The 20,205-nt window shown below is 67.5% G+C and carries 14 protein-coding genes, 1 tRNA gene, 1 other RNA gene and 4 pseudogenes; 13 read left to right on the forward strand and 7 right to left on the reverse strand.

Features of this window, described 5'->3' with window-relative positions; all coding sequences use genetic code 11:
- The 4 genes from MBELCI_RS07340 to ssrA all read right to left on the reverse strand — a co-directional run.
- A partial coding sequence (locus tag MBELCI_RS07340) for a class II fumarate hydratase (RefSeq protein ID WP_045319825.1) occupies positions 1-1,051 on the reverse strand: 1,051 nt, incomplete at its 3' end.
- A gap of 86 nt (positions 1,052-1,137) precedes the next feature.
- Positions 1,138-1,587 carry an SspB family protein gene (locus MBELCI_RS07345; RefSeq protein WP_045319826.1) on the reverse strand — a complete coding sequence of 150 codons (450 nt, stop codon included), beginning with the start codon at positions 1,585-1,587 and terminating at the stop codon, positions 1,138-1,140.
- Between the two features lie 126 nt (positions 1,588-1,713).
- Positions 1,714-2,394, reverse strand: coding sequence for a DUF1194 domain-containing protein (locus MBELCI_RS07350; RefSeq protein ID WP_021693547.1), 681 nt, complete (start codon positions 2,392-2,394; stop codon positions 1,714-1,716).
- A 77-nt stretch (positions 2,395-2,471) separates the two neighbouring features.
- Positions 2,472-2,826, reverse strand: a transfer-messenger RNA (tmRNA) gene (gene ssrA / locus MBELCI_RS19810).
- Positions 2,827-2,925: 99 nt separating this feature from the next.
- Here ssrA and MBELCI_RS07355 point away from each other — a divergent pair.
- On the forward strand, positions 2,926-3,471 hold the full coding sequence (locus MBELCI_RS07355) for a GNAT family N-acetyltransferase (RefSeq protein WP_021693548.1): 546 nt from the start codon (positions 2,926-2,928) through the stop codon (positions 3,469-3,471).
- An 80-nt stretch (positions 3,472-3,551) separates the two neighbouring features.
- Here the strand turns inward: MBELCI_RS07355 and MBELCI_RS07360 are convergent.
- Positions 3,552-4,591: pseudogene (locus tag MBELCI_RS07360) on the reverse strand (ABC transporter substrate-binding protein).
- A gap of 156 nt (positions 4,592-4,747) precedes the next feature.
- Between MBELCI_RS07360 and acuI the strand changes: the two are divergent.
- From acuI to MBELCI_RS22920, 9 genes and pseudogenes are all read left to right on the forward strand, one after another.
- The gene (acuI, locus tag MBELCI_RS07365) at positions 4,748-5,737 is read left to right on the forward strand and encodes an acryloyl-CoA reductase (protein ID WP_021693550.1); all 990 of its coding nucleotides are present in this window, start codon (positions 4,748-4,750) and stop codon (positions 5,735-5,737) included.
- 147 nt (positions 5,738-5,884) lie between these two features.
- Positions 5,885-7,600: a BCCT family transporter gene (locus MBELCI_RS07370; protein WP_021693551.1), complete on the forward strand. Its 1,716-nt coding sequence runs from the start codon at positions 5,885-5,887 to the stop codon at positions 7,598-7,600.
- Positions 7,601-7,736: 136 nt separating this feature from the next.
- A complete protein-coding gene (locus tag MBELCI_RS07375; RefSeq protein WP_021693552.1) occupies positions 7,737-8,849 on the forward strand; it encodes a mechanosensitive ion channel family protein in 1,113 nt (370 codons plus the stop codon).
- A 51-nt stretch (positions 8,850-8,900) separates the two neighbouring features.
- Entirely contained in the window at positions 8,901-10,316 is a 1,416-nt protein-coding gene (locus MBELCI_RS07380) for a cryptochrome/photolyase family protein (protein ID WP_021693553.1), read from the forward strand.
- Between the two features lie 105 nt (positions 10,317-10,421).
- Positions 10,422-11,630 carry an SAM-dependent methyltransferase gene (locus MBELCI_RS07385; RefSeq protein WP_045319827.1) on the forward strand — a complete coding sequence of 403 codons (1,209 nt, stop codon included), beginning with the start codon at positions 10,422-10,424 and terminating at the stop codon, positions 11,628-11,630.
- Between the two features lie 41 nt (positions 11,631-11,671).
- Positions 11,672-12,112: a TrgA family protein gene (locus MBELCI_RS07390; protein ID WP_021693555.1), complete on the forward strand. Its 441-nt coding sequence runs from the start codon at positions 11,672-11,674 to the stop codon at positions 12,110-12,112.
- Positions 12,112-13,242, forward strand: a complete 1,131-nt coding sequence (locus MBELCI_RS07395) for an NUDIX domain-containing protein (protein ID WP_021693556.1) — start codon at positions 12,112-12,114, stop codon at positions 13,240-13,242. Before MBELCI_RS07390 ends, MBELCI_RS07395 begins: the two co-directional genes overlap by 1 nt.
- A 51-nt stretch (positions 13,243-13,293) precedes the next feature.
- Positions 13,294-14,307, forward strand: a pseudogene (locus MBELCI_RS07400) (cysteine synthase A); the annotation flags it as partial.
- Positions 14,308-14,323: 16 nt separating this feature from the next.
- A pseudogene (locus MBELCI_RS22920) lies at positions 14,324-16,955 on the forward strand (DUF3772 domain-containing protein).
- 19 nt (positions 16,956-16,974) lie between these two features.
- Here the strand turns inward: MBELCI_RS22920 and MBELCI_RS07410 are convergent.
- Positions 16,975-18,100: pseudogene (locus MBELCI_RS07410) on the reverse strand (AI-2E family transporter).
- A 154-nt stretch (positions 18,101-18,254) separates the two neighbouring features.
- On the opposite strand from MBELCI_RS07410, the gene MBELCI_RS07415 reads away from it, so the two are divergent.
- The 3 genes from MBELCI_RS07415 to MBELCI_RS22520 all read left to right on the forward strand — a co-directional run bounded on the left by MBELCI_RS07415 (position 18,255) and on the right by MBELCI_RS22520 (position 19,752).
- Positions 18,255-18,344 (forward strand) — tRNA-Ser (locus tag MBELCI_RS07415).
- Positions 18,345-18,496: 152 nt separating this feature from the next.
- Positions 18,497-19,315 (forward strand): hypothetical protein, encoded by an 819-nt coding sequence (locus MBELCI_RS07420; protein ID WP_021693562.1) that lies wholly within the window; start codon positions 18,497-18,499, stop codon positions 19,313-19,315.
- Positions 19,312-19,752, forward strand: coding sequence for a site-specific integrase (locus MBELCI_RS22520; protein ID WP_369385392.1), 441 nt, complete (start codon positions 19,312-19,314; stop codon positions 19,750-19,752). The genes MBELCI_RS07420 and MBELCI_RS22520 overlap by 4 nt, the downstream gene beginning before the upstream one ends.
- Here the strand turns inward: MBELCI_RS22520 and MBELCI_RS07425 are convergent.
- The gene (locus tag MBELCI_RS07425; RefSeq protein ID WP_045319828.1) at positions 19,749-20,093 is read right to left on the reverse strand and encodes a helix-turn-helix domain-containing protein; all 345 of its coding nucleotides are present in this window, start codon (positions 20,091-20,093) and stop codon (positions 19,749-19,751) included. The genes MBELCI_RS22520 and MBELCI_RS07425 overlap by 4 nt on opposite strands.
- Positions 20,094-20,205 lie beyond the last annotated feature (112 nt).

The raw sequence follows: 20,205 nt of genomic DNA on the forward strand, positions 1-20,205 counted from the left end.
CCACGGCGGCGTCGTTGCCCATCACATGCGCGCAGACCTGCGTCAGCGCCTCGCACTGGGTCGGGTTGACCTTGCCGGGCATGATCGAGGAACCGGGCTCGTTCTCGGGCAGCATCAGCTCGCCCAGACCGCAGCGCGGGCCCGAGCCGAGCAGGCGGATGTCGTTGGCGATCTTGAACAGAGAGGCCGCGACCGTGCGCAGCGCGCCCGACATCTCGACCATCGCGTCATGCGCGGCCAGGGCCTCGAACTTGTTGGGCGCGGTGACGAAGGGCAGGCCTGTGATCTCGGCCATGTTGGCCGCGACCGTCTCGCCCCAGCCTTGCGGCGTGTTGAGCCCGGTGCCCACGGCGGTGCCGCCCTGCGCCAGCTCGTAAATCGCGGGCAGTGCCGCCTTGACGCGGCGGATCCCCATCGCGACCTGATGCGCGTAGCCGCCGAACTCCTGTCCTAGCGTCAGCGGGGTCGCATCCATCGTATGGGTGCGGCCGATCTTGATGATGTCCTTGAACGCGCCGGCCTTCGCGGCCAACTCGGCGTGCAGCTTCTCCAGCCCCGGCAGCGTCACGTCGCGCGCGGTGGTGGCCACGGCGATGTGCATCGCGGTGGGGAAGGTGTCGTTCGAGGACTGGCCCATGTTGACGTGGTCGTTGGGATGCACCGGGTCCTTGGAGCCGATGGTGCCGCCCAGCATCTCGATGGCGCGGTTCGAGATCACCTCGTTGGCGTTCATGTTCGACTGGGTGCCCGAGCCGGTCTGCCAGACGACGAGGGGGAAGTGATCGTCGAGCTTGCCCTCCACGACCTCCGAGGCCGCCGCGATCATCGCGTCGGCGATCTTTGCGTCGAGCTTGCCGCGGTCCTTGTTGGCCTCGGCGCAGGCCTGCTTGATGACGCCCAGCGCGCGCACGATGGCCACGGGCTGCTTTTCCCAGCCGATCGGGAAGTTCAGGATCGAGCGCTGCGTCTGCGCCCCCCAGTAGCGGTCCGCGCGGACCTCGAGCGGGCCGAAGCTGTCGGATTCGGTGCGGGTGGGGCTGGTCTGGCTCATCGCGGTCTCCCTGGTATGCCGTCGCATGCCATGTACCGCGTGGGCCCCCTCCGGGGCAATTGCCTAATTGCGAAGGGCCGCGCGGCTCAGGACTTGCGGAAGCTGTCGAGGCTGACGACCTGCGCGTCGCCCTTTTTGGGGGCATCTTCCTCGGGTTCGGCCATCTCCTGCATCGGCGCCTCTTCGTCTTCCTCTTCCTCCTCGTCGTCCCCCTCCTGGTTCTCGAAGCGTAGGCCGAACTCGACCGAGGGGTCGACGAAAGTGCGGATCGCATCAAAGGGGATGTAGAGCGGCTCGGGGCTGTCGCCGAAGTTGAGCGTGATCGAGAATCCCTCGTCGGTGACGGTGAGATTGTCGAACCAATGCTGGATCACGATGGTCATCTCGCCCGGATAGCGATCGGAGAGCCAGTCGGCGATCTCCACGTCGGGATGCATCGTGTCGAAGGTGATGAAGAAGTGGTGCTTTCCAGGCAGCCCCTCCGAGGAGATGCGGGTGAGCACCTCCTGAATCAGCCCGCGCATCGCCCGATGCATCAGGTTTCCGTAATCGATCGAACGGTGGGCAGGGCGGGTCACGTTACGTCATCCTTTCGCGGTCGAGGCAAGCATAAGGGATTCGGAGGCGGATGAAAGGGGGCGGCACACCGCCCGGCCCGCCTGTCACCGCCCCCGTGTCTCCCCGACCACCCGGACAAGCTCGCGGCGCAGCTTGAGACGGATCGCCCGGGGGAAATCGCGATGTCCGCGCGCGGTGAGCACGAAGCCGTCGCGGGTGGCGACGTGTCGCCTGTAAAAGCCGGTGATCGCTTGGCCCAGGCTTTCGATCGCGAGGCCGTTGATCGTGACGCCCATCGCTTCGGCACGTCGGCGGGCAGTCCCCACATCGCCGCCGTCATTGGGCGTGCCGTCGCCGGACACGTCGATCACGAGGCGATGGCAATCGGGGGCCCGCTCGATCAGTTGCAGCGCTGCGTGCAGCGCCTCGGCGGGGGCTGTGCCGCCCATCACGAAGGCGCGCGGCGTCGCCCTGACCCGGCCGGAGAAGTTGTCGAGGGCCGCGCGGTCAGCCGGCTGGATCCAGTCGGTGACGACGATCTGCTGGCCTGCGTCGGACCATTGCAGCACCGCCATCGCGACCTTTCCCATGAGCACCGCCTCGACCACGACGGGGTCGGCCAGCGCGTCGGCCAGCCCGTCGATCTGGAGCCTGTATTCGGCCTCGTCGACCGAGTTCGACACATCCATGGCGAGCACCAGCGCCGTCTCGCAGGCCCGCGACATCGCGGGCACGAGCGCGCAGACGAGAGCAGGGGCAAGGGCAAAGGGCATGAGCCGGGCCATGGCCCATGCTGCACCGGAGCACACACGCAGAGCAAGATTCTTGTCCGGCGATGACGTGGAGAAGGTGAAATGGGGAAAGTGCAGGCTTCTGTTGCCAGGTGCCTGCGAACCCCGCCTTACGCTGCTAGGCGCAAGGGCTTAAGTTTCGGCAACCCGGACTGCTTAAGCAGCCAGAGCCATAGCCGGAGCACGGTTGTCGTTGGCAACTGTACAATTTTGGACCGATATCGGTGGTACCTCACCGAGACAAAGCCATCCTCTTTACACGTTCGTCGATCCTGTTTCGGCCCCATCTGCCCCCAACGAGGGATGTATGGTGGAGCCGCCGGGTACCGCCCCCGGGTCCGATCCGCTTATTACAGGCGCGTTTATGTCCATAGTTCCCGAAGGAACATTGCGAATATAGGCGGGCCGCCGCCGCTTGAAAAGGGGGGGCGGCATGAAAGCCGGGTGTTCGGATTAGAGGAGCGCAGGGCAACCTCTCGCCGCAATCCGGTGGCCGCGATCCTCTTTCGCCGATAGGTTGCCCGGATGACCCAGATACCCTCACTCACGATCCGCGCGGCCGAACCGGACGACGCCGCTGCACTTACCGAGATGGCGAACCTGCCCGGTGTGCGGCACGGCACGCTGCAGTTGCCCTTCGGGCCCCGCGCACGGCTCGAACAGCGGCTGGCGGCGACCGGCGACGATCACCTGCTCGTCGGCGAAATCTGCGATACGGGGGCGACGCGCGAGATCGTCGCCCATGGCGGCCTGCTGCGCGGCAAGAGGCGCAGGGCCCATGTGGGCGAGATCCTCCTGATCGTGCATGACGACCATGTCGGCCGGGGCCATGGCACGGCGATGCTCCGCGCGCTTCTCGACCTGGCCGACGACTGGCTCGGGCTGCGGCGTCTGGAGTTAGAGGTGAACACCGACAACCTCGCGGCGATCCGGCTCTATGAGCGGCACGGCTTCGAGATCGAGGGGACCAAGCGGGGTGATGCGCTGCGCGCGGGCGAATTGATCGATTGCCACATCATGGGGCGGCTTCGCGAGGCCCCGCGCCTCGCGCCACCTTTCGACCCTCTCTAGCCAGCGCGCGACCTAGCCAGCGCGCGACGGCGGAGCAGGGGCCGCACGAAAACGGCCCCCGTTGGTTCCTTCAAGGCGGCTCAGAAGCCCGACTTGATCATCTCGAAGGTCTCGGCGTGCTGCTCACGCAGCGCGTTCGAGATCGGCAGCTGCGCCAGCACCGGCACTTCGATCTTCTCGAGACCCGAGGCGGTCAGCGTTTCCTCGTCGATCTCGCCCAGCGCCGCGGCGTTGGCTGTGCCGAAGCCCGCCTCAAGCAGAGGCACCGCCGCGTCCGAGGCCAGCATCGCGTTGACGTAGTCGTAGGCGAGATCCTCCGAACCGGGCGCGTCCTTCATCTTCACGTAGCCGCACAGCCACAGAGAGGAACCCTCGCTCGCCTCGCGCTGAAAGCCGATGGGGCGGCCTTCCTCGACCATCGCGGGAAAGGTCTCGTTCCACGCCCAGCTCACCAGCACCTCTCCCGAGGCCAGAAGCTGGCTCAGCTCGGCCGGGTCGGTCCAATAGGTGCGCAGATTGGGATGCACCTCGCGCAGCCACGCGGTCGCGGCCTCGAATTCGGCTGCGCCTGCCTGCGTCCAGTCGGTCGTGCCGGTGGCGAGATAGGCCAGCGCATAGGCGTCGTCGACATTGTCAGGCAACGCCATGCGGCCCGCATAGGCCGGGTCGGTGAACACGTCGAGCGAGCCCACGTCCTCGGCCGGGACCTCTTCGGGGTTATAGGCGATGGCGGTGGAGCCGAAATCGGTGGGCAAGAAATAGACCTCCTCCGTCTCGCCGCCGACTTGCTGGCCGGTGAGGTTCTGGTCGAGATCCTCCCAAGCGTCGACCTTCGAGGTGTCCCACGGCGCGATCAGCCCGCTTTCGGTCCATTTGGTGACCGAGCCCGCGCAGATATGGGTGATGTCGGCGCGAAAGCCCGAGCGCAGCTTCTGGAATGCCTCCTCCTCGTCGCCAAAGAAGGAATAGGTCGCTCGCCATGCGCCTCGCCGTAGGCCGGGTGGAACGACGGCTCCTCGAATCCCGGATAGTCGAGCACGGTGAGGCTGCCATCCTGCGCCGCGGCGGCGGTGGCGAGGGCGGCGAGAGAGGCGGCGCCGAGAAGACGGAGGTGGATCATGCAATGGCTCCAGTTGGTTGCGCGGCTCCCGCGCGGCACGCGAAGCCTAGAAGCGGCCCCCCGCCGCATCAAGTCCCATGAATGTCCCGCGATTGCGCCGCCCTTCGGGACGTGCATTCATGCTCGCAAGACAGGTTTGCCCAAGGGAGGATGTCCATGTTCAAGGCGCTTTTGGTCGAAAAGGACGAGGCGGGCGCGACCCATGCCTCGGTGCAGGAGCTCGACGACGCACGTCTGCCCGAGGGCGAGGTGACCGTCGCCGTCGAGTATTCGACGCTGAACTACAAGGACGGGCTGTGCATCGGGCCGGGTGGCGGGTTGGTGCGCAGCTATCCGCACGTGCCGGGCATCGATTTCGCGGGCACGGTCGAGGCCTCCGAGGACGACCGCTACGCCCCCGGCGACAAGGTGGTGCTGACCGGATGGCGCGTGGGCGAGGCGCATTGGGGCGGTTACGCCACCCGCGCGCGGGTCAAGGCCGACTGGCTGGTGCCGTTGCCCCAAGCGCTTTCGACGCGCGACGCGATGGCGGTGGGCACCGCCGGTCTCACGGCGATGCTCGCGGTGATGGCGCTCGAGGCGCATGGGCTCAGAACCGGGCAGGGGCCGGTGCTGGTCACCGGGGCAGCGGGCGGCGTGGGCTCGGTCGCCACGGCGATCCTCGCCTCGCTCGGCCACGAGGTCGCGGCCGTCACCGGGCGGCCCGAGACCGAGGATTACCTGCGCGATCTGGGCGCGGCCTCGATCGTGCCGCGCGCCGAGCTGAACGAGACCACCAGGAAACCGCTCGAAAGCGAGCGCTGGGCGGGCTGCGTCGATGCGGTGGGCGGGGCGATGCTGGCGCGCGTTCTGGGCCAGCTCAACTACGGCGCCTCGGTCGCGGCGGTGGGCCTTGCGGGGGGGACGGACCTGCCCGCCAAGGTGATCCCCTTCTTGCTGCGCGGCGTGAACCTTCTGGGCATCGACAGCGTCATGCAGCCCTATGACAACCGCGTCGAAGCCTGGGAGCGGATCGCACGCGACCTGCCGATGGAAAAGCTGCGTGCGATGATCCGCCCGGCGCGGCTCGGCGATCTGCCGGATCTGGGGGCCGAAATCCTCAAGGGGCAGGTGCGCGGACGGGTCGTGGTGGACGTCGCCGGCTGAGCCACGGTCGCCGACACGCATCGGTTGACCCCGTGACGTATGCCGCCACGGGGTCGCATTCCGTGATATGATGTGACAGACACACGTTTTCTTGACCTCGGCCTCTCGGGCTAGGTCTTCGTGTGACATCTAGCATTGGGGGTGACGATGACGACGCCGGATACGGATCCAGACGCGACAGACGGCACGCGTCTCATAGACGAAACCGACTACGAGGTCGGTCAGGACAACATCCAGACACAGATCGGGCCCTTCGGTCTCGACATCCACAACCCGGTATTCCTGATCGCGGGTCTCGGGATCGTGGCCTTCGTGCTCGGCACGCTCATGGTGCCCGAGGCCGCGACCTCGATGTTCGGAGGGCTGCGCGACTGGCTCACCGGCAATTTCTCGTGGTTCTTCATCCTGTCGGGCAACATCTTCGTGCTGTTCGGCCTGTTGCTGATCGTGACCCCGCTGGGCTCGGTGCGGCTGGGCGGCGCGGCGGCGCGGCCGGATTACGGCTATGCGGGCTGGTTCGCGATGCTCTTTGCCGCCGGCATGGGCATCGGCCTGATGTTCTACGGCGTGTCCGAGCCGCTGTCGCATTTCTCGACCTCCTTCGCCGAGGGCGCGGGCAGCCCCGAAAGCTGGGCGCCGCTCGCGGGTGCGGCAGGCGATGCCGAAGCCGCGCGTCAGCTCGGCATGGCGGCGACCATCTATCACTGGGGCCTGCACCCTTGGGCGATGTATGCCGTGGTGGCGCTGGCGCTGGGTCTGTTCAGCTACAACCAGGGCTTGCCGCTCACCATCCGCTCGGCCTTCTACCCGATCTTCGGTGAACGCGTCTGGGGCTGGACCGGGCACATCATCGACATCGTCGCGGTCTTCGCCACGCTGTTCGGCCTCGCCACTTCGCTGGGCTTCGGCGCGGAGCAGGCGGTCGCGGGGATGGATTTCCTGTTCGGCACCGGTGACACCGCCGAGAACACCCGCGCGGTGTTCGGGCTGAGCTACAACAACCCGTTGCTGAACCCCGAGGGCGACGAGGTCGGCCGCTCCGGCGCCGGGCTCAAGATCCTGCTGATCCTCGGCATCACCGCCATCGCCACCGTCTCGGTCATGGCTGGTCTCGACGGCGGCGTGAAGCGCGCCTCCGAGATCAACATGGTGCTGGCCTTCCTGCTGCTGCTCTTCGTGCTCTTCGTCGGGCCCACCGGCACCATCATCAACACCTTCTTCGCCTCGCTCTGGGCCTATGTCGTCAACTTCCCGGCGCTGAGCCAACCCTTCGGGCGCGAGGACGCCAACTTCTCCCAAGGTTGGACCGCCTTCTACTGGGCGTGGTGGATCAGCTGGTCCCCCTTCGTCGGCATGTTCATCGCCCGCGTCAGCCGTGGCCGTACCGTGCGCGAGTTCATGATCGCTGTGCTGCTCGTGCCGTCGATGGTTTGCGTGCTGTGGATGAGCGTTTTCGGCGGCACCGCGATCACGCAGGTGGTGCAAGACAGCTTCACGGGCGCGGCCGAGGCGGCGCTGCCGGTACAGCTGTTCGAGATGCTGAGCCAGCTGCCGTTGGCCACGATCACCTCGCTGATCGGCGTCGTGCTGGTGATCGTGTTCTTCGTGACCTCGTCGGATTCGGGCTCGCTGGTCGTCGACACCATCACCTCGGGCGGCAAGGTCGACGGCCCGCTGCCGCAGCGCATCTTCTGGTGCGTGTTCGAGGGCCTCGTGGCGATCGCGCTGCTGTTGGGCGGCGGTCTCGCGGCCCTGCAGGCGATGGCGGTGGCCACGGGCTTTCCGTTCGCCTTCCTGCTATTGGTGATGTGCGTCGCGATCTTCATCGCGCTGAGAAACGAGCGCAGGAACCCGACGCCCTGAGGCGTCAACGTATCGCCGCATGACCGGGCGGCCCCCATGGCAGGGGCCGCCCGTTTCGGCAAGGATATGCCGCACCGCGGCAAATTTCCGGGCGTGAGGGCTTTCCAGTCGCGACATCGCCCTATGATATCCCCCCATGATGCTGTTTCAGACCTTTTCCGATTTCGGTCTCGGCTGGCTCCCGGCCTGGGCCGTGATCCTGATCGACATGGGGCTGGCGATCGCGCTGGCCGTGATCGTCCATGCCTGCCTTTACGCGGCCCTGCGCCGCTGGGCGCATGGCAGCAAGATGTTCCGCCGCAACCTCGTGGAGCAGACACGCGGGCCCGCCCGCCTTGCGATGATCTTTTTGTTCATGGCCCCCGCCGCCAGCGTCGCGCCGCTGTCGCCCTCGGACGAACAGGTTCTGCATCATGTCGTGCTGGTGGGGACGATCCTGCTCATCGGCTGGGTCGGGCGCATCGTGATCGACGTCTGGGCCAAGCTGCATCTGCGCCGCTTCACGCTGGATGCCGAAGACAATTTGATGGCGCGCAAGCATATCACCCAGACCAAGATCTTCCTGCGCGTCTCCTCGGTGGTGATCTCGCTCGTCACCATCGCCACGGCGCTGATGACCTTCGAGGGGGTGCGCCAATACGGCGTGTCGCTGCTGGCCTCGGCCGGGGCGGCGGGCATCGTCGCCGGCCTGGCGCTGCAGCCGGTCCTGAAAAACCTCTTCGCCGGCATCCAGCTTGCCATGACGCAGCCGATCCGCATCGACGACGCGCTCATCGTCGAGGGGGAATGGGGCAATGTCGAGGAGATCACCTCGACCTACGTGGTGATCCGGATCTGGGACTGGCGGCGGATGATCGTGCCGCTGAGCTACTTCATAGAGCAGCCGTTCCAGAACTGGACCCGCGAGAATTCGCAGCTGATCGGCACGGTGCTGATCTATCTCGACCATTCCGCGCCGGTGGACCGCATCCGCGACAAGGCGCGCGAAATCGCCGAGGCCAGCACGCTGTGGGACCGAGACGTGTTCAACCTCGCCGTCACCGATTTCCGCGAGCGGGTCATGGAGGTGCGGCTCCTCGTGTCGGCGCGCAATGCGCCGCGCGCCTTCGACCTGCGCTGCGAGATGCGCGAGAGGCTGGTGGCGTGGATTCAGGCCGAGATCCCGCACGCCCTGCCGCGCACCCGCGAGGAGCTGACGCTACAGACCGGGCACCCCGCGTTCGAGACGCGACGCGACGGCGCGTCTTGATCGGGCGGGCGCGGCGCTAGCTCGGGACGAAAGCGCCCGAGGAGTGACACCATGCCCGCCCCGATTCTGATCTGGCTGCGCCGCGACCTGCGGCTCGCCGACCATCCGCTCTTGAGCGAGGCCGTGATGACCGGCGCGCCGCTGATCCCGGTCTTTCTTCATGACGAGGTGGTCGAGGAACAGGGAGCCGCGCCGCGCTTTCGGCTCGGCCGGTCGGTCGAAAGCCTCGCGCGCGATCTCGACGCCATCGGATCGAAGCTGGTGCTGCGGCGGGGAAGGGCGCTCGACAGCCTGCGGGCGCTGGCGGCCGAAACGGGCGCGCGCGCGGTCTGGTGGAGCCGCGCCTATGACCCCGAGGCGCGTGCGCGCGACGCCGAAACCATGGAGGGCCTCGACGCCGAGGGGATCGAGACCCGCGACTTCACCGGCCATCTGCTGTTCGAGCCCGAAAGCGTCGAGACCAAGACCGGCGGCTATTACAAGGTCTATACGCCCTACATGAAATCGCTGCGCGGTCGCGATCCCGGCGCGCCCTTGCCCGCGTCCGCGCGCCTGCCCGCGCCCGACCGCTGGCCCCCAAGCGAAAGCCTCGACGATTGGGACATGGGCCGCGACATGAACCGGGGCGGGGCGGTGGTAGCGCAGTACCTCACCGTCGGGGAGGCGGCGGCGCGCGCGCGGCTCGACCGCTTCGTGGCCGAACGGATCGAGGATTACGGCCTCGCCCGCGACCGGCCCGACATCGACGGCACCTCGGGGCTGTCGGAGAACCTCACCTATGGCGAGATCGGCATTCGGACTTGCTACCGCGCCGCCCTCGCCGCGCGCGAGGCGGGGGCCGAAGGGGCCGAGACCTTTCTCAAGGAGTTGATTTGGCGCGAGTTTGCCTATCACCTGCTGCACCACACGCCTCGGCTGATCACCCGCAACTGGCGCGCCGAATGGGACCGGTTCCCGTGGTCCGAGGATGGCCACAGTCCCGAGGCCACGGCGTGGAAGCGGGGCCGCACGGGGATGCGCTTTGTCGATGCCGCGATGCGCGAGCTTTATGCGACGGGGCGGATGCACAACCGCGCGCGGATGATCGTCGGCAGCTATCTCACCAAGCACCTGATGACGCATTGGAAGATCGGCCACGACTGGTTCGCCGATTGCCTGATCGACTGGGATCCGGCCAACAACGCGCTGGGCTGGCAGTGGATCGCCGGGTCAGGCCCCGACGCCGCGCCCTACTTCCGGGTCTACAACCCCGAGAGCCAGCTTGCGAAGTTCGACCCCGACGGGGCCTATGTCCGCGCCTGGATCGCCGAAGGGCAATCCGCGCCGCCCCGAACCGCGCTGGATTTCCTCGCCGCCGCGCCGCGCCACTGGGGGCTGTCGGCGGAGATGGCCTATCCCGCGCCGATCGTCGGTGCGGCCGAGGGGCGGGACCGGGCGCTGGCGGCCTACAGGGCGCGCGATACCTGAGGCCCGCCGCGGGCCGCGGCACCGCCACCGCGTGACAAGACCCGTGGCTCGGGTAATCTGAACTTGCGAGGGGCCTCGGCCCTGGCATGGCAGGGAGCGCGGGTGATGATCCTGACGAGCACCGACGGCCAGACGGAACTGCCGCGCTACTTCGCGCAGGTCTTCGCCATGACGCGCGGGATCGGGCATGGGCGGCTCGACATCGTGCTGCCCGACGGACGGCGGTTTCGCGCGCAGGGGCCGAAGCCGGGCTTCGCCGCCGAGATCGCGGCCCACGACCCCGACTGCTTCGCACGGCTGATCCGCGAGGGCGATCTGGGGTTTTCGGAGGCCTATGTCGATGGCGCGTGGTCCTCGCCGGACCTCTTGGGTCTTCTGGACCTCGTGCATGAGGAGGTCGAAGCGCTGTTCGACGGATTTCCGGGACGCGGGGTTCTGCGCGTCTATGAGCGCCTGCGCTTTTGGCTGCGCGCCAACAGCCCCGCACAGGCGCGGCGCAACATCCGGCACCATTACGATCTGGGCAACGCGTTCTACGCGCTCTGGCTCGACGAGACGATGACCTATTCCTCGGCCCTGTTCGACGGCGGCCAGCAGAGCCTCGAGGCGGCGCAGCGGCGCAAATACGACAGCCTGCTCGACGAGATGGGCGCGCGGCCCGGAGATCACCTGCTCGAGATCGGCTGCGGCTGGGGCGGGTTCGCCGAACACGCGGCGCGCGAAAGGGGGGTGCGGGTGACCGGGCTGACCATCAGCCGCGCGCAACACGAGCATGCGCAGGCGCGCATCGCGCGCGCCGGGCTGTCCGAGCGGGTCGAGCTGCGGCTGCAGGACTACCGCGAAGAGCGCGGGGTTTATGATGGCATCGCCAGCATCGAGATGTTCGAGGCGGTGGGCGAGGCCTATTGGCCCGGCTATTTCGACCGGCTGCGCGCCTGCCTGCAGCCGGGCCGCCGCGCGGGCCTGCAGGTGATCACGGTGCAGGATCACCGTTTTGCGCAGTACCGGCGCGGCGTCGATTTCATCCAGAAGCACATTTTTCCGGGCGGCATGTTGCCCAGCCCGAGGATCCTTCGCGAACTGACCGAGGCGGCAGGGCTTCGCGTCGCGCGTTCCATGACCTTCGGCGACAGCTATTCGCGCACGCTGCGCCTGTGGCACGAGCGGTTCAACGACCGCTGGGACGAGATCGCGCGCCTCGGCTTTGATGTCAGATTCCGACGCATGTGGAATTTCTATCTCTGCGCTTGCGCCAGCAGCTTTCGCTCGGGCAATTGCGACGTTACGCAGTTCACCGTGACCCGACCGGCCTGAGCCGCTTCGGCCCCCCTCCGCCGTCTCTCAGGAGAGCCCTCATGCCCACCGCCTCCAAGCTCGTCGGAGCCCTGCTGTTCGCCGCGTTGGGTTATCTCGCCACGATACTGGCGACGCCGCTGCTGTCGGGGATATACGTGCCGGCCTCCGCGCCGGTCATCAACGCGGTGCTGGGCGCGATCACCGGCTGGTTCATCGCCGGGCCGCGGGTCGGCGGGGGCTGGCAGGGGGGCGTGAGCAACGGGCTGACGGCGACGGCCAGTGGGCTGTTGATGGCGATCGTGCTGCATGGAGCGATTTTCATGTGGCGCAGCGCCATGCGGGGCCGATACCGCGACCCGGTGGATGCGCTCGAGGCAATGATCGATTTTTGGTTCGTTGTGGCGCAGCGCCTCGCCGTGCCGCAGGTGATCGGGCTGCTGCTCGTCGGCGGCGTGGCGGTCGGGCTCGCGCTCGAATTGACGCGCTCACGGAGGTTCTGATGCACGAGTTGTTTCTTGTCGGGCCGCTCGCCGCGCCGGGCGTGTTCGAGGCCGTCACCGGGGTCGACTGCACGCACCGCCTGGCGCGGCTCGCCGATCATGCGCTCGTCGGCGCGGCCGATGCCGCGCCCGCGGTCGTCGCGCGGCGAGGGGACGTGCTCGAAGGCCGGCTCGTGGCGCGGCCCGACGCTACGGCGCGAGACCGGCTCGAGAGCTATACCGCGACGCTCGGGCTGAGCGAGCGCAAGGTCGAGATCGTTCTGCCGGGCGACGACGTCGTCGCCGCCGCGCTTCTCGCGCCCGAGGCCGAGCCGGACGCGCTTGACTGGTGTGTCGAGGCGTGGCGTGAGCGTTGGTCCGAAAGCTGGCCTCTCATCGCCGCCGAGATCGCCTTGCATATGCCACCGATGACGCCGGGCAGCTTTGCGCGGCAAAAGACGATGATGGCGGTCAGGGCGCAGTCACGGCTACGCGCGGCGCGAGCGCCCGCACCCGCGACGCTGCGCCGCGAGGCCGCACCGGGCGATTTCACGTGGCGGCCCGACGCGCCGCTCGCGGGGCAGTTCTTCAAGCTCGCCGGGCTGCGCATCGATCATGCGCGCTTCGACGGCGGCCGCGCTGAGGCATTGCCGCGCGAGGTGCTGGTGGGGGTCGATGCGTGCCTCGTGCTGCCCTATGACCCGCGCCGCGACCGGGTGCTTCTGGTCGAGCAGTTTCGCACCGGCCCCGTCAGGCGTGGCGCGTCGAACCCGTGGAGCCTCGAGCCGGTGGCGGGCATCGTCGATCCGGGCGAAACCCCCGAAGCCGCGGGTCTGCGCGAGTCCTTCGAGGAGGCGGGGCTGCGGCTCGATGCGTTGATTCCGATCTTCGGCGGCTACCCTTCGCCGGGCTCGAACACGGACTACTTTCATTGCTACCTTGCGCTGGCCGACCTGCCACGCGAGGAAAGCTGGCGCGGCGGCCTCGCCGAGGAGCACGAGGATCTGCGGCTGCATGCGATCTCCTTCGCGCGGGCGATGGATCTGGTGCAGTCGGGCGAGATCGACGTGATTCCGATGCAGGGCATGCTCTACTGGCTCGCACATCATCGTGCACGGCTGCGAGCCGATGCGGGGGTGTCAGACGCTTGAGTTCTGCGCCGCCGCTGCCTATTGCTCGGGCAACACAGGAAAGGCCGCCAAATGGACATCAAATCCGATCTCGCCGCCGCCGTCGGCAACACCCCCCTGATCCGGCTGCGCGCCGCCTCCGAGGCGACGGGCTGCGAGATTCTGGGCAAGGCCGAGTTCCTGAACCCCGGCCAGTCGGTCAAGGACCGCGCCGCGCTCTGGATGATCCGCGACGCGGTGGCGAAGGGCACGCTCAAGCCCGGCGGCACCATCGTCGAGGGCACGGCAGGCAACACCGGCATCGGCCTGGCGCTGATGGGCTCCTCGATGGGTTTCAAGACCGTCATCGTGATCCCCGAGACCCAGAGTCAGGAAAAGAAGGACATGCTGCGGCTCGCGGGGGCCGAGCTGGTGCAGGTGCCCGCCGCGCCCTATCGCAATCCCAACAACTATGTCCGCTATTCAGGCCGCCTCGCCGAGGAGTTGGCGCGCACCACGCCCGAGGGCGTGCTCTGGGCCAACCAGTTCGACAACATCGCCAACAGGCAGGCGCATATCGACGCCACCGGCCCCGAGATCTGGGAGCAGACCAAGGGCAAGGTGGACGGCTTCATCTGCGCCGTGGGCACGGGCGGCACGCTGGCGGGCGTCGGCATGGCGCTGCAGCCCAAGGGCGTGAAGATCGGTCTCGCCGATCCCGAAGGGGCCGCGCTGCACAGCTTCTACACCACCGGTGAGCTGAAGGCCGAGGGCGATTCGATTACCGAAGGCATCGGGCAGGGGCGGATCACCGCCAATCTCGAAGGCTTTACCCCCGATTTCAGCTACAAGATCCCCGACGCCGAAGCCTTGCCGATCGTATTTGACCTGCTGCAGCACGAGGGTCTCTGCTTGGGCGGCTCTTCGGGCATCAATCTGGCGGGCGCGATCCGCATGGCGCGGGATATGGGGCCGGGCCACACCATCGTGACGGTGCTGTGCGATTACGGCACGCGCTACCAGTCCAAGCTGTTCAACCCCGGCTTCCTGAAGTCGAAGGGGCTGCCGACGCCGGACTGGCTCGATCAGGGCCCGTCCTCCATCCCGGGCGCTTCGAGGACGCATGAGCGCCCGCATTCCGGCGGCCCGCAAGGGATCGCGCCTCGCCGGTCGGCTGATGCTGACCATCTGGCTTGCCTTGTGGGTCGGGCCTGTCCTTGCGCAGGGAATCGCGCCTGCGCCGGGCGGGCTGTTCGATGCGCCCGAGTCCGAGACGGCCGCCCCGCCCGAAGCCGTCCCCTCCGACGCCCCAGCCGCCAGCATCGAGGAGGCGCTGAGCCCCGAGGTGATCGAAGCCGCGGATGGGGTCACCGACGGGACGACCGCCGAAGCTGCCGAAGGAGAAGGGGAAGGCGAGGCCTTGACCCCGGCCACCGCCTATCCGTCCGGGGGCGAAAGCCTGCCCGGCACCGGGCCGCTTTCGGCGGTTCTGGCCGCGAATGGCGTGAACTGGGAAAGCTGGGAACGCACGACGGCGCGCAGCGAAGCCATGTCCGAGCGCGGGCAGGGGTCCGACTTCGCGTTGCAGCGGCTGCGCGAGGACCTCGTGGTTTGGCGCGACAGGTTCCAGCAGGCGCGCGGCGCCAACAGTGGCCGCATCGGCACCGTCGAGGCGCAGCTCACAGCGCTCGGGGCCGCGCCGGAGGCGGGGGGTGAGGACGCCTCCATCGCCGCGCGCCGCGCCGCCCTCACCGAACAGCTGATGCGGCTGCGCGCGCCGGTGCGCCTCGCCGACGAAGCCTATGCCCATGCCGACGGTCTGATCCGCGAGATCGATCGGCTGATCCGCGAGCGGCGGGGCAGGACGCTCGGCGATCGCGGCGCCTCGCCGCTCAATCCGGGTCTCTGGGCCCCCGCGCTGGTCGTGATGTTCGAACGGGCCGAGGCGCTGAGTGCCGAGCTCTGGGCGGGCTGGACCTCGCAGACCCGGCGCGACGCTTTGCGCGCCGTGCTGGCCGAGGTGCTGCTTCTGGGGGTGATTGGCGGGCTGTTGATGCGCGCGGGTCTCTGGGCGCGGCACCTGCGTCGCCGCATCCTCGTCGCCGACCGGCGCGGATCGCGCGCGATGGGCTTCATGGTATCTCTGGGACAGGTGGCGTTGCCTTATGCGGGGCTGGTGTCGATCGCGCGCGCGCTCGATATCGCCGGGATGGACGGGCCGCGCGCGGGCGCGTTGCTGTCGGTCCTGCCGATGGCCGGTCTCGCGGTGCTTTTGGCGCGCTGGATGGCGGGGCAGTTCTTTGGCCCCGAGGCGGCGCAACCGATCGCAGGCATCGCATTGGCGCGGCAGACCCGCGCCCGGCGGCAGCTGATGTGGCTTGGCTGGGCCATCGCGCTGGCGCAGGTGTCCCAGGCCCTCATCGCCACGGCGGACGCGCCCGACGGCGCCGAGGCCGCGCTCTACCTGCCGCTGCAGCTCCTGATGGCGATCCCGCTGTTCTTGCTGGGCCGAACGCTCGCCGGGGTGGCGCGCGACGGCGCTCCGGCCACGGCGGTGCCGACGCCGCAGCCCGAGGCGGCGCGGCGCGACACGACGGGGTTCCGGCAGGGGCTCTTGTCGGTGCTGGGCAAGGTGGCCATGGCGGTGGCCGTTCTGGCACCGCTGCTGTCGATCCTCGGCTATGCGGCGCTGTCGGATGCGCTGCTGATTCCGGCGATCAAGACGATGATGCTGATCGGCGTGCTGGTGCTCTTGCAGCGATTGGTGTTCGACTTGTGGACCGTGGCGACCGGGTCCGAGGACGTGGCGCGCGACGCGCTGGTGCCGGTCCTGATCGGGCTGTTCCTGATCCTCGCCGCGGTGCCGGTGCTGGCGCTGATCTGGGGCGCGCGCCCGAGGATCTCGCCGAGGTCTGGACCCGGTTCCGCGAGGGCTACTCCTTCGGCGAAACCCGGCTGCAGCCGACCGATCTGATGTGGCTCTTCGTGATCTTCGTGATCGGCTACGCGCTGACACGGCTGATCCAGCGGGCGCTGCGCTCGGTGGTGCTGCCGCGCACCAAGCTCGACCTTGGCGGTCAGAACGCCGTCGCGGTGGGTTTTGGCTATGTCGGCATCACGTCGGCGGCGATCCTCGCGATCACCACCGCCGGGCTCGACCTGTCGAACCTTGCCATCGTCGCCGGTGCGCTCTCGGTCGGCATCGGTTTCGGCCTGCAGAACATCGTGTCGAACTTCGTCTCGGGCATCATCCTGCTGATCGAACGGCCAATCGGCGAAGGCGACTGGATCGAGGTCGGCGGCAGTCGGGCTATGTGCGCGACATTTCGGTGCGATCGACCCGGATCGAAACCTTTGACCGGACCGACGTGATCGTGCCAAACGCCGATCTGGTATCGAACCAGGTGACCAACTGGACCCGTGGCAACTCGGTCGGTCGTGTGATCGTGCCGGTGGGCGTGGCCTATGGCAGCGATCTGGTGCGGGTGCAGGAGATCCTGCTGGAGGTCGCCGAGGACCATCCGCTGGTGCTCGCCAACCCGGCGCCCGCGGTGCTGTTCCGCGCCTTCGGGCCATCGCGGCTCGAGTTCGAGATCCGGGCGATCCTGCGCGACATCAACTTCGTGGTGGCGGTGCAGTCCGAGATGAACAACGACATCGCGCGGCGCTTCAATGCCGAGGGGATCGAGATCCCGTTCCCGCAGCAGGATCTGTGGCTGAAGAACCCCGAGGCGCTTCGCCCGGAGACGAGCTGAGAAAACGGCCGGGGCGGCTCTATTCCGCCGCCTCGTGCCGGGGCGCGTGGTCGCGCGCCTCGGTCTCGGGCTCGGGCAGCCCCTCACGCGACAGCAGGATCGCGATCGGCCTGAGCGCCGGAATCTCGGAGCAGACGATCATCGCGGCCACGGTGATCGGCACCGACAGAAACATCCCCGGGATGCCCCAGACCGCGCCCCAGAAGGCGAGAGAGATGATGATCCCGAACGACGAGAGCCTGAGCGCGCGGCCCATCATCATCGGGTCGAGCACGTTGCCGTTGATGAACTGGATCGCGCCGGTGATCGCGAAGATCGCCCCTGTCGTCGCGGGATCGCCCAGCTGCACATAGGCCACCAGCGCCACCAGCGCCGTGGCCACGATCGAGCCGATGTTGGGGATGTAGTTCAGGATGAAGGTGAGGATGCCCAATGCCACCGCCAGCTCCAGCCCGAAAAGCCCTGCCAGCGCCCAGACCATGACGCCGGTCATCAGCGACACCAGCGTCTTGACCGCGAGGTAACGGTTCACCCGGCGGATGATCGAGCCGATGATCCGGCCCACCCGGTCGGCCTGCACCGGGTCGCCCACGAAATTCACCAGCTTGGTCGAGAACCAGACCCGCTCGGCGAAGAGAAAACCCACGAAGAGAATGACGAGCACCGTGCCCTGCATCAGGTTGCCCGCCTGGCTCGCCAGCGCCCGTATATAGCCGCCGAATTCCACCGTCTGCACGGAGTTGAGCACCGCGGCCTCGGTGTTTTCCCCCAGCCACGAGAACAGAGCCGCGATCGCCTCGGGGGGCGCGGTCGACATAGCTCAGCGTGGTGATCAGCACCGTGTTGATCTGCGCCAGCACGATCGAGGTCAGCGTGAGAAGGAGGGCGGCGATGGCGACCACGGCGGCGACGGAGGCCAGCCAGTTGGGGATCGCGAGCGGGCCGATGCGTGCGCGGGCGATGAAATTGATCGCGTCGCTCATGAGCGAGAAGATCACGATGGCCGTCACCAGCGAAATCAGCAGGAACCGCGCCTGCACCAGCAGAAACAGCACCACCGCGAAGGCGATGATGATGAGGGCGACATCCTGCACCCGGTGCGGATCGCGGGGGGAAAGGCGGGATCGCGGGCGGTCGGGTCGCAGCGTGTGGCGGGGCGGTTCGTTGATCAACTGGGGGTCTCGCGGCCTGTTACATTGACACTATGCGGGAGCGGCGAGCCAGTAGCAATCAAGGCACGATATTGCGTCATTTTCGGCTCTTGCAATGCCGGTTCGGCTTGGCTACTGAGCCCGCAACGGAGCGGTGGCCGAGTGGTCGAAGGCGCACGCCTGGAAAGTGTGTAGGCGGGGAACCGTCTCGAGGGTTCGAATCCCTCTCGCTCCGCCACTTTTCATTCAGTAAAATCCCCATAAGACATTGAAAAGGTTCGATAAATCCCCGGACCTCGCGATGGGCGTTTTCCCGATCTCCTGAGCTGATGCACAAATTGGTGCACTTGCCCCCTTGTGCTGCCCCGCGAAACCCGCGCATCTGTACCCATGATCTATCTGCGCGGCACCACCTGGTTCATGCGACGGCGGCGACCCAAGCGCTATGCCGCGGTCGATCCTCGCGAGATCCTCAACATCAGCCTGGCGACCGACAGCGAGAGCGTGGCGCGCGAGAAGGAATCGGCAGTCTGGGGAGAGCTGATCGAGGGCTGGGAGGCGAAGCTCGCCGGCCGTGATGGCGATGCCGAGGCGCGCTACCAGGCCGCCCGCGACCTGGCACAGCAGCGCGGCTTCCGTTTCCGGCGGATTGAGGAGGTAGCTAAGATGCCGACGGACGAGATCCTCGATCGGGTCGAGGCGATCTCCGAGGTGAAGGGTGAGCCAGACGCGATGGAGGCGGCCGCGCTTCTAGGCACAGCCCGGCCGCCGGCGCTGACCATCAGCCGCACACTCGAAGCGTATTGGACGCTGGCCCGCGACAAGACGCTGGGCAAGTCGACCGATCAGCTGCGGCGCTGGCGCAATCCCCATATCAAAGCGATCCGCAACCTGATCGGCGTCGTCGGTGATGTCGAGCTAGAGCGCCTGACGCCTGACGATATGCAGGACTTCCGAGATTGGTGGATCGACAAGGTCGAGGAGGGCGACGTGATCCCCGCCTCGGCGAACAAGGACTTCACCTATGTCGGCGCGGTGCTGCGCCTAGTGGCCGCCCGCAAACGCCTGGGCTTTGTGCCTCCGACCCCGGAGCCGATCAAGGCGGGGCGTCAGAACACACGGCTACCCTTCTCAGTGGACTGGATCCGCGACAAGATCATCCCCGGCCTCGGTGGGTTGAACAGCGAGCGCGCGCGATCGTCCTGGTGATGGTCAACACTGGCATGCGGCCGAGCGAAATCGCCAACCTGGGCGGCGACCGGATCCAGCTCGAAGGTAACATCCCGCATGTCCAGGTGCGGCCCGTGGGGCGTCAGCTGAAGAACGATGTCTCTGAGCGTGACGTGCCTCTCGTTGGCGTCTCGCTCGAGGCCATGCGCGGCTGCCCGGAGGGCTTCCCGCGGTATCTCGACAAGGCGGGCCTGTCGGCGACCGTGAACAAGTACCTGCGGGAGAACGGCCTATCCGAGACGCCGCGCCACACGCTCTACGGTCTGCGGCATTCGGTCGAGGATCGCTTGTTGATCGCAGGGGTGGATGAGCGTGTGCGCCGCGACATCCTTGGCCACAGCCTCAACCGGCAGCGCTACGGCGACGGGGGCGGTCTGCCGATGAAGCTCGAGGCACTGCAGCGGATCGCGCTCTAAGCGGGGTTCATGCTGCGCACGAGCTCGAGCACGGCTTGCCGCTTATCATCCGGTACCGCCAGTATGGCGCGCAGCAGCTCCGCAGTTTCGCGGTCGATGACCGGCTCGGCCTGAGAGGTGGCCTGCTCCCCATTGTCGTAGAAATAGGTTACCGGCAGATCCAGTGCTTGGGCGATGTCCCATAGCCGCGAGGCAGACACCCGGTTCGCGCCAGTTTCGTACTTCTGGATCTGCTGAAACTTGCAGCCAGCGGCATCGCCTAGCTGCTGTTGCGTGATACCCCGGAGCCAACGGCCTTGGCGGATCCGCGAGCCAACAAGTTTATCGATAGGGTGGGGCATTGAGAATCTCCCGGTGGGCGTAGAACGAAGCTGCGCCTTATCGCGTGCCGATTGAGTGCTCACCAGCGCGCGAAGATGCAATTCCGTATAGATATGCAGACCTGCCGCCACG

The organism is Limimaricola cinnabarinus LL-001, from assembly GCF_000466965.1.
Lineage (GTDB): Bacteria > Pseudomonadota > Alphaproteobacteria > Rhodobacterales > Rhodobacteraceae > Limimaricola > Limimaricola cinnabarinus.

Excerpts from the sequence above, each read along its gene's own strand:
- MBELCI_RS07420 (WP_021693562.1), top strand. The coding sequence starts at position 18,497 with ATGATCTATCTGCGCGGCACCACCTGGTTCATGCGACGGCGGCGACCC.
- MBELCI_RS07355 (WP_021693548.1), top strand. The coding sequence starts at position 2,926 with ATGACCCAGATACCCTCACTCACGATCCGCGCGGCCGAACCGGACGAC.
- MBELCI_RS07350 (WP_021693547.1), bottom strand. The coding sequence starts at position 2,394 with ATGGCCCGGCTCATGCCCTTTGCCCTTGCCCCTGCTCTCGTCTGCGCG.
- MBELCI_RS07345 (WP_045319826.1), bottom strand. The coding sequence starts at position 1,587 with ATGCATCGGGCGATGCGCGGGCTGATTCAGGAGGTGCTCACCCGCATC.
- MBELCI_RS07390 (WP_021693555.1), top strand. The coding sequence starts at position 11,672 with ATGCCCACCGCCTCCAAGCTCGTCGGAGCCCTGCTGTTCGCCGCGTTG.
- MBELCI_RS07380 (WP_021693553.1), top strand. The coding sequence starts at position 8,901 with ATGCCCGCCCCGATTCTGATCTGGCTGCGCCGCGACCTGCGGCTCGCC.
- MBELCI_RS07385 (WP_045319827.1), top strand. The coding sequence starts at position 10,422 with ATGATCCTGACGAGCACCGACGGCCAGACGGAACTGCCGCGCTACTTC.
- MBELCI_RS07425 (WP_045319828.1), bottom strand. The coding sequence starts at position 20,093 with ATGCCCCACCCTATCGATAAACTTGTTGGCTCGCGGATCCGCCAAGGC.
- acuI (WP_021693550.1), top strand. The coding sequence starts at position 4,748 with ATGTTCAAGGCGCTTTTGGTCGAAAAGGACGAGGCGGGCGCGACCCAT.
- MBELCI_RS07370 (WP_021693551.1), top strand. The coding sequence starts at position 5,885 with ATGACGACGCCGGATACGGATCCAGACGCGACAGACGGCACGCGTCTC.
- MBELCI_RS07375 (WP_021693552.1), top strand. The coding sequence starts at position 7,737 with ATGATGCTGTTTCAGACCTTTTCCGATTTCGGTCTCGGCTGGCTCCCG.
- MBELCI_RS07395 (WP_021693556.1), top strand. The coding sequence starts at position 12,112 with ATGCACGAGTTGTTTCTTGTCGGGCCGCTCGCCGCGCCGGGCGTGTTC.